Source organism: Winogradskyella vidalii, from assembly GCF_013403955.1.
GTDB lineage: Bacteria > Bacteroidota > Bacteroidia > Flavobacteriales > Flavobacteriaceae > Winogradskyella > Winogradskyella vidalii.
The window spans coordinates 1-15606 of record NZ_JABFDG010000004.1 but is presented as its reverse complement, the minus strand read 5'-3'; the positions used below and the strand labels follow the sequence as shown (position 1 = coordinate 15606).

Sequence of the window (15606 nt, the reverse complement as noted above, 5' to 3'; positions counted from 1 at the left end):
TAATTTTGAGCAAAGATACTAGGAAAAATCAGACTTCAATAACTTCAATTGTGTCATTTATATAAACCAAGAGTTTATGGCTTACTTTAAGAGGCATCTGATTTAATACGGCTTCATAGTTGTTAAGTTGATTGGCGTGAGACGCCTTAGGTTCTCCTGTTTTATAATCTATAAGAGTAGCTTGATTTTTAGAGTTGATGTTCAATCGATCTGGTCTTAGAAGTTGTCCCGAGTTAGTAATAATATCACGTTCATTATAAATTTTAAAACCTTCTTGAAAATAATCTTTTAATTGCGGATGATTTATAATGTCTGTAACTAATAGTTTTAAAGGTTTGTAATGTTCTTTAGTTATATCGCCAGCAATTAATAAGTCATTAAAGGCTAAATCAATATCATTGGCAGTTTTGATCTTAGATAAAATTAAATGCACTAAATTCCCGCGTTCAATGGCTGCTTCTTGTTGGGTGTCCCACAATAACCCCGACTTGGTTACTATGTTTAAATTGTGAGCTTCCTTAGGGACTGAAATGAATTTTAGGGGATTAGAAACGGCTTTATTTTCAGAAATTTTTTGGTTGGGTGTTAAGGTTCCGTAACTATAGTTTAGTTGGTTCTCTGTCCATTTTTTTTCTTTTAATAAGAAATTGATAAGCATGCCGGCATACGTTTTTTCATTGATCACACCTTTAGAACTTATATCTTTTTTCGAAATAATATGCAGTTGTTCTACGGCTCTTGTTAAAACAACGTAAAGTAAATTAATGTTGTCTAGCTCTAATTGCGATTGATGAGTGTTGTAAATTTCAGTTCCTAGATCTCCAAAATCTTTCACGTCTTTATTGTAATTAAGCAGTAAAGTATTAAAACCATTGTAATTTTCTGCTTCAACAGGAAACCAGACTTTAGGTTCTAATTCTTTATAAATATTAAGGTCTGCATAGGGGAAAATCACCACAGGAAATTCTAGTCCTTTAGATTTATGAATGGTCATAATCTGAACTGCATCCATGTTTTCTGGTGTAACCACGCTTAATTTGTCGGCTTTCTTTTCAAAATAAATGACAAATGCTGCCACATCTGCATTCTGCTTTTGTGTGAATTCTAAAACCACATCTAGATAGAATTGTAGATATGCATCCGAAGTTTCATTAAGGTTAAAGAGTCTTACAATATGCTCCACTAATTCGTAAAGTGGTAGTTGAAGGCATTGGTTTTTGTCAATGTAAATATTTAACTGTTTTAAGGCTTCAAACATATCGTCAAGACTTTCCTTGAGATAACTGGTAAAAAACAGGTGTTTATCCGTAATGGAATGTTGGTCGGCTAAATATGATAAGACGTCAATCTTAAGCGTATCATTGGTGGGTTGAATGAGGAGTTTTAAAAATGAATTAATAAAATTCACCTTGTCTGAATTTTTTAAAAGTAAAGTTTCAGAAGACGTGATTTTAATTCCGTTTTCATTAAGGTAATTTGCAATTGTAACACCATCTTTTCTTTTTCTAACCAAAACACAAATGTCATCTAGCGGATATCCATTAGCTTGACATTTTTTTATAGTTTCTAAGACTTGTTTAGCATACATTTCATGGATGTCATCTTCTTTCTGAACATCTAAAAAATTAAGGTTAACATAACCTTCAGATTTGTTATGTGTTTTTTGTTTTGCCTGTTTATAAAGGTCCGCATATGTAGGGTCACTAAAAATGGTGTCACTTAAGAATTCGAAAAATGAATTATTAAATTCTATAACTGCTTTGGCACTTCTGTAATTGGTGCCTAATGGTAATACGTCGGCTTCAAGTGGAAACGGATTATCAATAGTATTGTAAAGTTTAATAAACTGCTCTGCTTCACCGCCACGCCATCTATAAATAGCTTGTTTAGCATCGCCAACCAACATAGCTGAGCCATTAGCAGCAGCAAGTACATTTTCTAATAAAGGGACTAAGTTTTGCCATTGCATTTTAGAAGTGTCCTGAAACTCATCTATAAAATAATGCTTAAATTTTTCCCCCAATCGTTCGTAAATAAATGGGGTGGGTTGATTTTTTATCTCGTTACTGATAATAGTGTTGAATTCTGAAATCAGCATTTTATTTTGATCAGCTTTCAGTAAATCTAATTCGTTTTTAATGGCGTTTAATACGGAAAGCGGTGTTATATTTTTGTATAATCCTTTTTTGAGTTTTATATCGAAAATTAAAGCTTTTGAAGTTGTAAAAGTATTTGCTAATTGTGGTTGAAGATTTTCAATAGTTGAAGCAACACTAGTAGAAACACGTTTTGGGTATAAGGTACTTCCATCAATGACATCATTTTGCCAGGCAGCGTCAAAACTTACGGAAAGTACACCTTCACTTAATTTTTTAAAGTGCTTTGGGAGTGAGCCTCTACTAAAATCGTCGAATTGTAAACCAGACTCTTCAATAAGTGTTAATGTGGTATCGGCAAGGTTTTTTATAGTGTCTTCAATTTTAATGATGTCTTTGGCAAGTTGTTGCTTTAACACTTTAAAATCATCAAGCGTTTTAGTTTTTAGGGTGTCAATGGCAGAAAGATCATTCTCATTGACCAATAATTTCGCAATTTTATTAAAATCAAAGCTAATATCCCAACTTCGATCATCGTCAGCCTTTTCAATCGCAAAATCAACCAAGACTTTGGTTAAGGTTTTATCGCTTCCAGCTTTAGCAATAAGACTGTCAACGGCTTCATTGAGAAGTCGTTCTTGGTCTAATTCGACTTCAAAATTTATCGGTAATTTTAAATCATGTGCAAACGTCCGGATGACGCGGTGTGTAAAACCATCAATAGTAGAAATATCAAAGGCACCATAATTATGCATGATGTGTTTTAGGATGTGTTTAGATTTATGGTGAAGTATTTCAGGTTGTATTTTTAGCTCTTCACAAATAGCGCTAAACATTGGGTGTGGGTGTACCAGGCTTTCTTCGGCAGAAAAAGAAGTTAGCATATCTACAATGCGTTCTTTCATTTCACCCACTGCTTTATTAGTAAAGGTTATCGCTAGAATGGATTTAAATTGGTCGTAGCTTTTAGATTGAACTAAAATTTTTAAATAGGCTTTTGCTAGCGTAAATGTTTTTCCACTACCAGCAGAGGCGTTGTATATTTTGAAGGCTGAATTTTGCAAGAGATAAATTTTATACCAAAATAGGGAATCTTAATAGTTTATTAAGATAAAATTGAGGACAAAATTGTAAATTTGAGTTCAAGTAAATTATTAACCAATTAAAAACAAAATAATTATGGCTTTCGAATTACCGAAATTAAAATATGCATACGATGCTTTAGAGCCTCATATTGATGCTCGCACAATGGAGATACATCACACCAAACATCACCAAGGATATACAACTAAATTGAATGCTGCTATTGAAGGCACAGATTTAGAAGGAAAAACAATTGAAAACATTCTTATTAATCTAGATAAAGACAACAAAGCTGTTAGAAATAATGGTGGCGGATTTTATAACCACTCTTTATTTTGGGATGTCATGAATCCTGAAGGAAAAGGACGTTTGTCTGGAGATTTAAAAGATGCCATTGAAGCAACATATGGTTCTTTTGAAGTATTTAAAGATGAATTTTCTAAAGCAGCGGCTACACAATTTGGTTCTGGTTGGGCTTGGTTATGTGTACATGAAGGTGGAAAAGTTGAAGTATGTTCTTCTGCAAACCAAGATAATCCATTAATGCCAGGTGTTGGTTGTGGCGGTACACCAATTTTAGGTTTAGATGTTTGGGAACATGCTTATTATTTAAACTACCAAAACAAAAGACCAGATTACATTGAAGCATTTTTTAATGTGATTAACTGGAATGAAGTTGAAAGACGTTATGCTGAAGCTAAGTAATTAAGTTTATCTTTTAAGTTTTTTAAAACCTTATAGGTAAGTATTATATAAATGAAATCCGAATCTTTTAGAGATTCGGATTTTTTTTATGAGTTAAATTGTAATTTCTGTTTAGGAGGTTTTCACTTTTGTAAGAATATAGATAGCTGTCTTTACAGATATAAAATGAAAAAGGTGAGTTATTTAACTCACCTTTTTGCCCCAAATCTACCATAAACTTAACCTACTTATGTTATGGTGGTTCAAATATAAGGGGACATTAATAACGTATTCAATTTTTTGGATAAACGACCTATAAATTAGTCTAAGCGTGGGAAATACTATGATTCTGCTATTTTAGGAGTTTAATACAGGTGTTTTAGAAAATTATAAGCTTATTAAGTTGCTTCATTATAACGCATAAAAAAAGGTGAACCAAGTTCACCTTTTTTTGCCCCAAATCTACCATGAACTTAACCTACTTATGTTATGGTGATAGCAATGTATATTTATTTTGACAGAACAAATTAAAAATCGGACGAAATGCATTTTTGAACGATAAAAAGCTTATTTTATCGGGTAAAATGATTGTTTGTCATATTTTAATAAGCACGTTCTTTATTTCCTTCATAAAAATTAATAAAGGCTCTGTTTACAACTCTATTTCCTCCTGCGGTTGGATATTCTCCTGTAAAATACCAGTCTCCTAAGTTTTTAGGACAAGCTTTATGAAGATTTTCAACGGGTTGAAAAATAATTTTAACTTCTGCCTTGATGTTTTCACCCCCTAATAATTCTGAAATTTTATCAGAAATCTCATCATCTGTAAATCTATCGTAGATTTCCTTGACGTGGTTTACTACATGAGCATCTTTAAGGTCTACTTGCTTAATACATTTATCGTAAACCTCTTCTACTATATGATACTGATTGGTATCTTTTAACAAAGCTAATGCCGCTTTAAAAGCAATTAGTGTTTCAAGATTAGCCATATCTATACCATAACAATCAATATAGCGTATTTGAGGCGCAGAAGAAACTACTATAATTTTTTTAGGATTTAAGCGATCCATCATTTTAATGATACTTTTCTTAAGTGTTGTACCTCTTACAATACTATCATCAATAATGACCAGGTTATCTGTTGGTTTTATAACGCCATAAGTAACATCGTAAACGTGTGCAACTAAATCATCTCTGCTACTATCTTCTGTAATAAAGGTTCTTAGTTTTACATCTTTTATAGCAATCTTTTCTATTCTTGGACGCTCAGATAGGATTTCTGTAACACGTTCAGCTGATAGGTTGCCGTTTCCATTGAGTATAGAGTTTGTTTTCTTTTCGTTAAGGTGATCTTCAACGGTTTCTATCATACCATAAAACGATGTTTCAGCTGTGTTTGGTATGTAAGAGAAAACACTATTTTCAGTATCGTTATCAATCGCCTCGAGTACCTTAGGCATGAGCAATCGTCCAAGCATTTTCCGTTCTTTATATATCTCAGCGTCACTTCCTCGAGAAAAATAAATACGTTCAAAAGAACAAGACTTACGCTCTAATGGCTCTAGTATTTTTTTGATTTTAGTTTCGCCAGATTTTTTGGTGATAATAGCATGTCCTGGTTCTAACTCTTTTACGGATTCAAAAGGAACATTAAACACCGTTTGTATGACTGGTCGCTCTGACGCAACGACTACAATTTCATCATCTTTATAATAATAAGTTGGTCTAATGCCAGAAGGGTCTCTTAATACAAAAGAATCACCATGGCCTAGCAAACCTGCCATAGCATAACCACCATCCCAGTTTTTTGCAGCACGCTTTAATATTTTACCAACTTTTAAACGTTCTGCAATAAGCGGTGAACATTCACTTTTATTGTAACCTTCCTTTTTAAGGTCTTTATAAATTTTAGCAACCGCATCATCTAAGAAATGGCCAATTTTTTCCATTACTGTAACGGTGTCGGCTTTTTCTTTAGGATGCTGACCAATTTCTAATAAATTGTCGAAAAGTTCATTGACGTTGGTCATATTAAAGTTACCAGCGACAATAAGGTTTCTATGCATCCAGTTATTTTGTCTTAAAAAAGGGTGTACACTCTCTACGCTATTTTTTCCGTAAGTTCCGTAACGTACGTGCCCTAATAAGACTTCGCCAATATAAGGGATGTGCTTTTTCTGTAATGCAACATCGTCTTGGTATTCTGGGTTTTTGGTCAATTCATCGTTAATACGTTCATTAATTTGAGCAAAAATATCCTGAATAGGCTGTTGCGCAATAGATCGCACACGACTTATATAGCGTTCGCCAGGTGTAACATCTAATTTAATGCTAGCAAAACCAGCGCCATCTTGGCCACGGTTATGCTGTTTTTCCATCATTAAATACATCTTGTTAACACCATAAAAAGCACTTCCATACTTTTCTTTATAGTATTCTAAAGGTTTTAAAAGTCTAATGAGGGCTATTCCGCACTCATGTTTTAAAGCATCACTCATGTTGTGTTTGTGCTGTTATTAGTGTTATAATAAATCATTCCGGTTTCTAGCGGAATAGTATAAAAAAAACACGCTCAATTTAGAGCGTGTTTGTTTAGTTTAATTCGATATCAAATTGCGTTAGACTCTTAAATTGGTCTAATCGTTTATAAATCTCTTTGTCTGTTAAGCTTTGCATGCGTTCTGTACCAAATTTTTCGACACAAAAGGAGGCTAATGTTGAACCATATATGACTGCTGTTTTCATGTTCTCAAAAGAAAAGTCACCAGTTTTTGCTAAATAACCTGCAAAACCACCTGCAAAAGTATCACCCGCACCAGTAGGATCAAAAACTTCTTCTAAAGGAAGCGCTGGAGCGTAGAATACATTTTCATTATGAAACAATAAGGCACCGTGTTCTCCTTTTTTTATAACGACGTATTTTGGTCCCATTTCATGAACCTTTCTCGCTGCAACAACTAAAGAATATTCCCCAGTTAATTGTCGTGCTTCTTCATCGTTGATGGTAATAACGTCAACATTTTTAATTACAGAAAGTAAATCGTCTAAAGCGATATCCATCCAAAAATTCATGGTGTCTAAAATCGCTAATTTTGGTTTTTTAGTCATTTGGTTTAATACCCCTTGTTGTACAAGTGGGTGTAAATTACCTAACATCACGACGTCAGAATCTTTGTAATTATCTGGAACTATTGGATTAAAGTGTTCTAGCACATTTAGCTCTGTCGCTAAGGTGTCTCGCGAATTCATATCGTTGTGATATTTTCCGCTCCAAAAGAAGGTTTTGCCCTCTTTTACAATTTCGATACCTTCAATATCAATATTTCTATTTTTTAAAAGGTCTAAATATTCTTGAGGAAAATCGCCTCCAACGACAGAAACTGCGGAAGAATCCACATCAAAATTTGAAGCTGATAAACCGATGTAGGTTGCTGCACCACCAAGAATTTTGTCGGTTTTACCAAAAGGTGTTTCAATAGCATCAAAAGCTACAGTACCAACAATCACTAATTTACTCATAAAAGTAGTTTGAATTAAGTTGCAAAAATACATGATTTTTTTGATTTGAATAGTTGCGAAAAACCAAACTTCAAATTTTTGTATTCTAGCAGTAGTTTATGAGGTAAATCTAATTTTCACATCGTTTTCTTAGTGAAATCTATTCTTTTTGTAAAAAATCACTTAAAATTTATACAATATGAAATTGTGTAAGTTGAAACTCAGAAAAGGGTTAATAGCTATCGTGTTCTCCATCAAAAGGAATATTGTAAATAATACAATTTTAAATTACTTCCTTCCAAAATCAGCAGGTATCTCTCCCCAAGCCTTGGTTTCCCATTTAACAATGGTTGTAGAATACTCATTGGTTTTTAACCAGTGTACAGCGCGATCTACCAAATCATAAACGGGTTTGTTTTTTGCATTGCGTTGTAGTTTAGAATTGCATGCTTTTTTACGTACCCAACTCATCGCAGTTCTAGAATCGGTGTACATAATACGTTCGCTTTTGTGTTGTTTTAGAAAAGCTAAGCCATGCACTAAGGCTAAGAATTCACCGATATTATTAGTGCCTTGTTCAAAAGGCCCTTGGATAAAAAGTTGTTTTTTTGTTTTGGTATCAACACCTCTATATTCCATAATTCCTGGGTTTCCGCTTGATGCAGCATCCACCGAAATAGAATTATAGTTGGGTTGACCTATTTTTTTAAGTTCAGCATCAGAAAGTCCACTGCTAAAGGTTTTTTTCTTTCCTATATAATCAAAGTAATTTCCTTTAAATGCTTTTTCGGCTTCATTAAGCGTCGGAAAAGATTTGTATTGCGCACCAGGGTAATCTTTGATTTGGGCTTTACAAGCATTCCAAGTTTCAAAGACCCCTTTTTTATGACCTTGCCAAACGGTATAATATTTTTTTTTCTTTTTACTCATGTTTACTTCCCGTGAAAACGGAAATCTCATTTTGTCATTCTGAATGAAATAAAGATTCTATTAAAGATGCTTCAATAAACTCAGCATGACAGTTGAATTATTAATTTAATAATTTTTCTACTACTAATGGAAAATGTTCCATTTCTAGCAAATGGATTTTTCCAGCAACATCTTCAGCTGAATCTGATGACAAAACGTCACACTTAGCTTGAAAAATAGTAGCGCCTTCATCATAATTCTCATTCACATAATGAATCGTGATGCCCGTTTCAGTTTCCTTGTTATTAACGATGGCTTCATGTACATGCATGCCATACATCCCTTTTCCGCCATAGTTTGGTAAAAGTGCTGGATGAATATTAATCACTTTATTTTCAAACGCTTTTAATATGAATTCAGGAAACTTCCAAAGAAAACCAGCTAACACAATTAAATCTGGTTCTGCTGCTTTTAAAATATTTAAAACATCTTCAGATTTTGAAAATGCAATTCGGTTAAAAGATAGGGCGCTAATATTTAATGTTTTACAACGATCCAAAACTTTGGCATGAGGATTGTTGGTGAGTACCTGAATAACAGACGCCGTATCGCTGTTGTAAAAAAACTTAATTAAATTTTCAGCATTAGATCCACTTCCGGATGCAAAAATTACAATACGTTTCATCAGTTCATTTATATTTTAATTAATGGTTGAATGGAATTTGCTAATTTAAAATTACAGAATGCACTGCAACCTTTGATTAAGCTTATTATTACACTAGCCATTCGAGTTCTATTTATTCAAACAAAAAAAAGAATAATAATTAACAATTAAGGCAAAACCAAAATACTTTATCTTTATTTTTGCTAAATTACAAGCACATTTTATCGGTAAAGGTGAATATTCAAATAAAGTTTTTTATTTTTGCCATCTAATTAAAACTTAAAATTAAAAATTATGTCAGACATTGCATCACGAGTAAAAGCGATTATCGTAGATAAATTAGGTGTTGATGAGAACGAAGTTGTAACTGAAGCTAGCTTCACTAACGATTTAGGAGCGGATTCATTAGATACTGTAGAATTAATAATGGAATTTGAAAAAGAATTCGATATTCAAATACCAGATGATCAAGCTGAGAACATTGCAACAGTTGGTCAAGCTATTTCTTATATAGAAGAAGCAAAATAATAACTCAATTTTTATGGAATTAAAGCGAGTCGTAGTAACGGGTTTAGGTGCACTTACACCAATAGGGAATACCAAAGATGAATATTGGGAAGCTCTTATTAGTGGCCAAAGTGGTGCTGCACCTGTAACGCATTTTGATGCTGAAAAGTTCAAGACACAGTTCGCTTGTGAAATAAAAAACTTTGAAGTAACTGACTTTATTGATAGAAAGTTAGCCCGGCAAATGGATAAGTTTTCGCAGTATGCAATGGTGGCTTCTGATGAAGCAATTGCAGACTCAAAACTAGATTTAGATGCTGTAAACAAATTGAGAGTTGGTGTTATTTGGGGCGCTGGTATTGGAGGTTTAGAAACATTTCAAGATGAAGTGTTAAACTATGCAGCTGGTGACGGTACACCTCGATTTAACCCACGTTTTATACCGAAAATGATTGCTGATATAGCACCCGGAAACATATCTATAAAATATGGTTTCATGGGGCCTAATTATACCACAGTATCTGCTTGTGCATCCTCTGCAAATTCAATGATCGATGCTTTAAACACTATTCGTTTAGGGACTTGTGACGTGATTATTACAGGAGGAAGTGAAGCGGCAGTAACCATTGCTGGTATGGGAGGATTTAATGCTATGCATGCAATGAGTACTCGAAATGATGATCCTAAAACTGCTTCTAGACCATTTGATGCTAACCGAGACGGTTTTGTATTAGGTGAAGGTGCAGGTGCGATTGTTTTAGAAGAGTACGAACATGCAAAAGCAAGAGGCGCTACAATCTATGCAGAAGTATTAGGTGGTGGTTTATCTTCAGATGCTTATCATATGACAGCGCCACACCCTGGTGGTATTGGTGTTGTTGCGGTAATGAAAAATTGTTTGGAAAATGCTGGTTTAAACCCTGAAGATGTTGATCATATTAATACACACGGAACATCAACACCATTAGGTGATGTTGCGGAGTTAAAAGCAATATCAGAAGTGTTTGGCAGCCACGCTAAGAACATAAATATTAATTCTACCAAATCTATGACAGGTCACTTGTTGGGTGCTGCCGGAGCTATTGAAGCTATTGCTTCAATTTTAGCAATGAAGCACGGTATTGTACCACCAACAATTAACCATGAAACGGTTGATGAAAACATAGATCCTGAATTAAATTTAACCCTCAATAAAGCTCAGAAACGAGATATTAAAGTCGCGATGAGTAATACCTTTGGATTTGGCGGTCACAACGCCTGTGTATTATTTAAAAAATTAGATTAAATCCCGAATGAACTTCATTCGTAACATATTAAATTCCCGCTCTCAAGAGGACGGGAATTTTTTTTTACAACTTAAAGAAATTCTTGGATTTAAGCCCAAGTCTAAAATACTTTACATTACGGCCTTTACACATCGCTCCATGAATATTAAGGACGATAAAGGCAATCCTATTAATTATGAGCGTTTAGAATTTGTTGGCGATGCCATACTCGGTTCTGTTATCGCTGCTTACCTCTTTGAAGAAGTGCCGCATGGCGATGAAGGCTACCTTACAAAAATGCGATCTAAAGTAGTTAGTAGAGAACATCTAAATAAATTAGGACAAGAATTAAAACTTATTGATTTTGTAGAAAGTAGAATTCCTAAATCTAATTTTGGCGACAATATTCACGGTAATCTTTTTGAAGCTTTAGTCGGTGCTATATACTTAGATAAAGGTTATAGTTTTTGTGAAAAATTTATTTACAAATGCGTTATTAACCCGCATATAGATATTGAAGTTCTAGAGGGTAAAGTCATAAGTTATAAAAGTTTACTGATAGAGTGGTGCCAGAAAGAAAAGAATACCTTCGATTATCAGGTCTATGAAGACACTGGTAATGATGAGTTAAAGCATTTTTCTGTAAAATTAGTCATAAATGACAAAGTGGTTTCAAAGGCCAGAGCAACTTCAAAGAAAAAAGCAGAAGAGAAGGCATCTAAACGTGCTTTTTTTGCTTTTCAAAATCAAATAACTAAACCACAATAAATTAAGCTAATCTATAAAAACTTATATATTTAGCTAAAACGTTTTCGTAAATTATAAATAGTAATCTTAACTTATTCTTAATGAGTTTAAGCTATTTATGCATTATATTTGTGGACTATTATAGATGCTATAAAAATACCAATTGTCGTCTAAAAGCTTGTTTTCTTTTAACGCATTTGTTGTTATTAAATTTGAACGGTAACTTTGGTTTCATTCAAGTTTTATTTCCAAGCTAAAAATTATAAATTTAGTTGGTATCAAAGTTATAACTGTATGGCTTTACACAAACTTCAAGTAGATGATTTTTATGATGACTCCTATAAGCTTATAGCGATTCATACAAGATTAGAAGATTATCGGTTAGCTTATTTGCTTAACAAGCATTTAGAACTTAAGTTAGAACGTAAGGAACATGATATTGACTTTAAGTATTTAGAGTCTTCATATAGTATTTTTGAATGGCATAATGAAACAGAATACGTTTTTTGGAATTTAATTTCAAACGTCTGTAAAAAGGAACAAGATAGTTTGTATAGTTCAGGCACTTTATTTGGCAATAACGAAAAAGTACTTAAAACATTTCATCTCATTTCAGAATACAAAAAGGTGGATTATTTTATTAAGATTTCTGATGAAATACAGTGTGTAGATGATAATTATATCTTAACTAAATTGCAGTCCATCCCACAAATTATAACAAGTTATACGGTAGATCCGTTAAAAATAAAGTCTAAAGATCATTTAATATTTTGAATTGATGACAAAAAATAAGAAAACAAAAATAGTAGCCACCTTAGGCCCAGCAACCAGTACTAAAGAAGTACTAAAATCCATGCTAGATGAAGGGTGTAATGTATTTAGAATTAACTTCTCTCATGCTGATTACGCCGATGTTGAAGCGCGAATAAAATTGATTAGAGAACTTAACGAAGAGTTTGGTTATAACGCTTCAATTTTAGGTGATTTACAAGGTCCTAAATTGCGTGTAGGTGTTATGCAAGGTGAGGTCATTGTAAATGAAGGGGATGAAATTATTTTCGCTACAGGAGAACGTTTTGAAGGTACGAAGGATCGTGTTTATATGACCTATGATAAATTTCCTCAAGATGCCAAACCTGGTGAGCGTATCCTTCTAGATGATGGTAAATTAATCTTTGAAGTTGTTTCTACAGATAAGAAATCTGAAGTTAAAGCTCGAGTAATTCAAGGCGGACCTTTAAAATCTAAAAAAGGGGTTAATCTTCCTAATACTAATATATCTCAACCTGCTTTAACAGAAAAGGATATTGAGGATGCTATTTTCGCCATCGGACAAAAAGTCGATTGGATTGCATTATCTTTTGTGCGTCATGCTGAAGATTTAATGGAATTAGAAGCATTAATTAATGAGCATAGTGATGAAAAAATTCCTATTATAGCTAAAATTGAAAAACCTGAAGCTGTTGAAAACATTGATAAAATTGTTGCTTATTGTGATGGTTTAATGGTGGCTCGTGGTGATTTAGGTGTAGAGATTCCTGCTGAAGAAGTGCCACTAATTCAAAAGCAATTAGTACTGAGAGCTAAACGTGCTAGAATTCCTGTAATTATTGCAACCCAAATGATGGAAACCATGATTACAAGTTTAACGCCAACACGTGCAGAGGTTAATGATGTTGCTAACTCCGTAATGGATGGTGCAGATGCTGTAATGTTATCTGGTGAAACTTCAGTTGGTCAATATCCTGTTCAAGTGATTCGTCAAATGTCTAATATTATACGTAGTGTTGAAGATTCACCACTAATTGAAGTGCCACAATCACCACCTCATATTCGTACGAAACGTTATATCACAAAAGCTATTTGTTATCATGCAGCTAATATGGCCAATGAAATTAATGCACAAGCGATTTCTACGCTAACCAATAGTGGTTATACCGCGTTTCAGATTTCAGCTTGGCGTCCTTCTGCTCATATTTTAGTTTTTACTTCTAACCGACGTATTTTAACACAATTGAGTCTACTTTGGGGTGTACATGCATTCTATTATGACAAGTTTGTAAGTACAGATGAAACCATTGAAGATGTTAATGCTATTGCTTGTAAAATGGGATACCTAGAAGTAGGTGACATGCTAATTAGTTTAGCAGCGATGCCTATTCAAGATAAAGGTATGGTAAATACTTTAAGAGTTTCAGAGATTGAAAACTGTAGTTTCTAACAGTATTTTACATAACTAATATTCAAAAAGCGATTTGGGTTTAATCTCAAATCGCTTTTTAGTTTTATTTATTTCATGATTAAAATGAAAACTTCAACTGTACACTTACTGTTGCTTTAGCTTCTTTTTTAATTTTTTTGACATCTGTATTCAAATTAGAAATTGAAATCCCGAGTAATCTAACGGAGTTATTCAGAGTGTTTTGATATAGTAATTCTCTTGCTGTTTCTAATAAAATAGCTTTTTCACTTACAAAATAAGGCAGCGTTTTGCTCCGTGTCTGTAAAGTAAAATCGCTGTATTTTATTTTTAAAGTTATTGTTTTTCCAGTAACGTTACTCTTCCGTAAGCGTTTCTCAACTTCTTCGGCGATATGTTCTAATTTTTCGAGCATAAATATTTCCGACGATAAATTCTCTCTAAAAGTACGTTCAGCAGCTAAGGATTTCCTGATCCGATTTGGTTTTACTTCACTGTGGTGTATTCCTCTAACCACATCGTAATAATAACGTCCAGATTTTCCAAAATGTTGGCTTAAATAGTCAACAGTTTTAGATTTTAAATCTTTGCCTGTAAAAATACCTTTTTGGTACATTTTTTCTGCAGTGACTTTACCAACACCATAAAATTTACGGATATCTAAATCCTCTAAAAATTGTAGGACATCTTCTGGGTTAACCGTTTTTTGTCCATTGGGTTTATTGTAGTCACTTGCGACCTTAGCTATAAACTTATTAATTGAAATACCTGCAGAAGCCGTTAAGCCTATTTCATCGAAGATGCGTTGTCTTATTTCTTCTGCTATTATTGAGGCGCTAGGAAGTCCTTTTTTGTTTTCTGTAACATCGAGATAAGCTTCATCTAATGATAATGGCTCTACTAAATCCGTATAATCAAAAAAAATTTGTCTTATGCGCTTTGAAATTTCCGTATAACGCTCAAAATCTGTGCTCACAAAAATGAGCTCAGGACAAAGTTTTATTGCTAATCGACCAGACATGGCGCTTTTTACCCCAAATTTACGTGCTTCATAACTTGCCGCACTTACTACACCTCGTGCTCCACCGCCACCAACAGCTATAGCTTTTCCCCTTAGTTCAGGATGGTCCATTTGTGCTACAGAGGCATAAAATGCATCCATATCAACATGAATTATTTTTCTTATAGGAAAATCGTTAGGCATAATGTAAATTTATGAATTACTGTGGAGTTTAGATTCTCATATAAGACAATATTAACCAATTATAAAAATTCCTATTTAAACGGTCACTAGGCCCTTAAATTATATCTCATATTATGATTGAAATTGAACGAAAATTTTTAGTGAAATCGGATGCTTTTAAAGTTGAAGCTTTTAATAAATACACTATTAAACAAGGTTTTTTAAATAGTGATAAGAACCGCACTGTGCGTGTTAGATTAAAAAAAGATTGTGGTTATTTAACTGTAAAAGGTAAATCGACTTCAAATGGCTTGTCGCGTTTTGAATGGGAAAAGGAAATTTCTAAGCAAGATGCTGAACATCTTTTAGAACTTTGTGAAACGGGTATTATTGATAAAACACGTTATGAAGTTAAATGTGGCCCTCATATTTTTGAAGTTGATGAGTTTTATGGTCTTAACCAGGGTTTAATTATTGCTGAGGTTGAATTAAATTCTGAAGGTGAACATTTTGAAGTACCAAATTGGTTAGGTAAAGAGGTGACTGGCGAGGTGAAATATTATAATTCACAATTGAGTAACCTACCTTTTTCAGTTTGGTAAATAAAAAAAGCCTATATTTTTAAAAATATAGGCTTTTTTTGAACTTAATGATTACTATTATTCTTCAGTAGTAACATCTTCTGTTGTCTCTTCTACAATAAGAAATTCAGAGCGTCTATTTTCAGCATGTTGATCTCTAGTACAACCTGCAGAACAATCTATTAA

13 protein-coding genes are annotated in these 15606 nt (G+C 33.4%); 7 read left to right on the top strand and 6 right to left on the bottom strand.

All coding sequences use genetic code 11. The features are described 5' to 3' along the window. Positions 1–28: 28 nt before the first annotated feature. Complete coding sequence (locus HM982_RS10570) at positions 29–3160, bottom strand: UvrD-helicase domain-containing protein (protein ID WP_179353136.1); 3132 nt, start codon at positions 3158–3160, stop codon at positions 29–31. 115 nt (positions 3161–3275) lie between these two features. On the opposite strand from HM982_RS10570, the gene HM982_RS10565 reads away from it, so the two are divergent. Further along, complete coding sequence (locus HM982_RS10565; RefSeq protein ID WP_179353135.1) at positions 3276–3884, top strand: superoxide dismutase; 609 nt, start codon at positions 3276–3278, stop codon at positions 3882–3884. 581 nt (positions 3885–4465) lie between these two features. On the opposite strand, the gene HM982_RS10560 is transcribed toward HM982_RS10565, so the two are convergent. From HM982_RS10560 to purN, 4 genes are all read right to left on the bottom strand, one after another. Further along, entirely contained in the window at positions 4466–6364 is a 1899-nt protein-coding gene (locus HM982_RS10560) for an amidophosphoribosyltransferase (protein WP_179353134.1), read from the bottom strand. 94 nt (positions 6365–6458) lie between these two features. Next, positions 6459–7385 carry a PfkB family carbohydrate kinase gene (locus tag HM982_RS10555; protein WP_179353133.1) on the bottom strand — a complete coding sequence of 309 codons (927 nt, stop codon included), beginning with the start codon at positions 7383–7385 and terminating at the stop codon, positions 6459–6461. A 267-nt stretch (positions 7386–7652) separates the two neighbouring features. Continuing rightward, positions 7653–8294: a ribonuclease H1 domain-containing protein gene (locus tag HM982_RS10550; protein ID WP_179353132.1), complete on the bottom strand. Its 642-nt coding sequence runs from the start codon at positions 8292–8294 to the stop codon at positions 7653–7655. A gap of 100 nt (positions 8295–8394) precedes the next feature. Then, positions 8395–8958, bottom strand: a complete 564-nt coding sequence (purN, locus tag HM982_RS10545) for a phosphoribosylglycinamide formyltransferase (protein WP_179353131.1) — start codon at positions 8956–8958, stop codon at positions 8395–8397. Between the two features lie 273 nt (positions 8959–9231). Here purN and HM982_RS10540 point away from each other — a divergent pair, with 273 nt between their 5' ends. The 5 genes from HM982_RS10540 to pyk all read left to right on the top strand — a co-directional run bounded on the left by HM982_RS10540 (position 9232) and on the right by pyk (position 13677). Beyond that, entirely contained in the window at positions 9232–9465 is a 234-nt protein-coding gene (locus HM982_RS10540; RefSeq protein WP_008269813.1) for an acyl carrier protein, read from the top strand. A 13-nt stretch (positions 9466–9478) separates the two neighbouring features. Further along, positions 9479–10729 carry a beta-ketoacyl-ACP synthase II gene (fabF, locus tag HM982_RS10535; RefSeq protein ID WP_179353130.1) on the top strand — a complete coding sequence of 417 codons (1251 nt, stop codon included), beginning with the start codon at positions 9479–9481 and terminating at the stop codon, positions 10727–10729. 7 nt (positions 10730–10736) lie between these two features. Continuing rightward, positions 10737–11477: a ribonuclease III gene (rnc, locus tag HM982_RS10530; protein WP_179353129.1), complete on the top strand. Its 741-nt coding sequence runs from the start codon at positions 10737–10739 to the stop codon at positions 11475–11477. 273 nt (positions 11478–11750) lie between these two features. Further along, a complete protein-coding gene (locus HM982_RS10525) occupies positions 11751–12230 on the top strand; it encodes an IPExxxVDY family protein (protein ID WP_179353128.1) in 480 nt (159 codons plus the stop codon). Between the two features lie 4 nt (positions 12231–12234). Next, on the top strand, positions 12235–13677 hold the full coding sequence (pyk, locus tag HM982_RS10520; protein ID WP_179353127.1) for a pyruvate kinase: 1443 nt from the start codon (positions 12235–12237) through the stop codon (positions 13675–13677). 79 nt (positions 13678–13756) lie between these two features. On the opposite strand, the gene dinB is transcribed toward pyk, so the two are convergent. Then, a complete protein-coding gene (gene dinB, locus HM982_RS10515; RefSeq protein ID WP_179353126.1) occupies positions 13757–14860 on the bottom strand; it encodes a DNA polymerase IV in 1104 nt (367 codons plus the stop codon). A 113-nt stretch (positions 14861–14973) separates the two neighbouring features. Between dinB and HM982_RS10510 the strand changes: the two genes are divergently transcribed. Next, the gene (locus tag HM982_RS10510) at positions 14974–15441 is read left to right on the top strand and encodes a CYTH domain-containing protein (RefSeq protein ID WP_179353125.1); all 468 of its coding nucleotides are present in this window, start codon (positions 14974–14976) and stop codon (positions 15439–15441) included. The last annotated feature ends 165 nt before the right edge of the window (positions 15442–15606 follow it).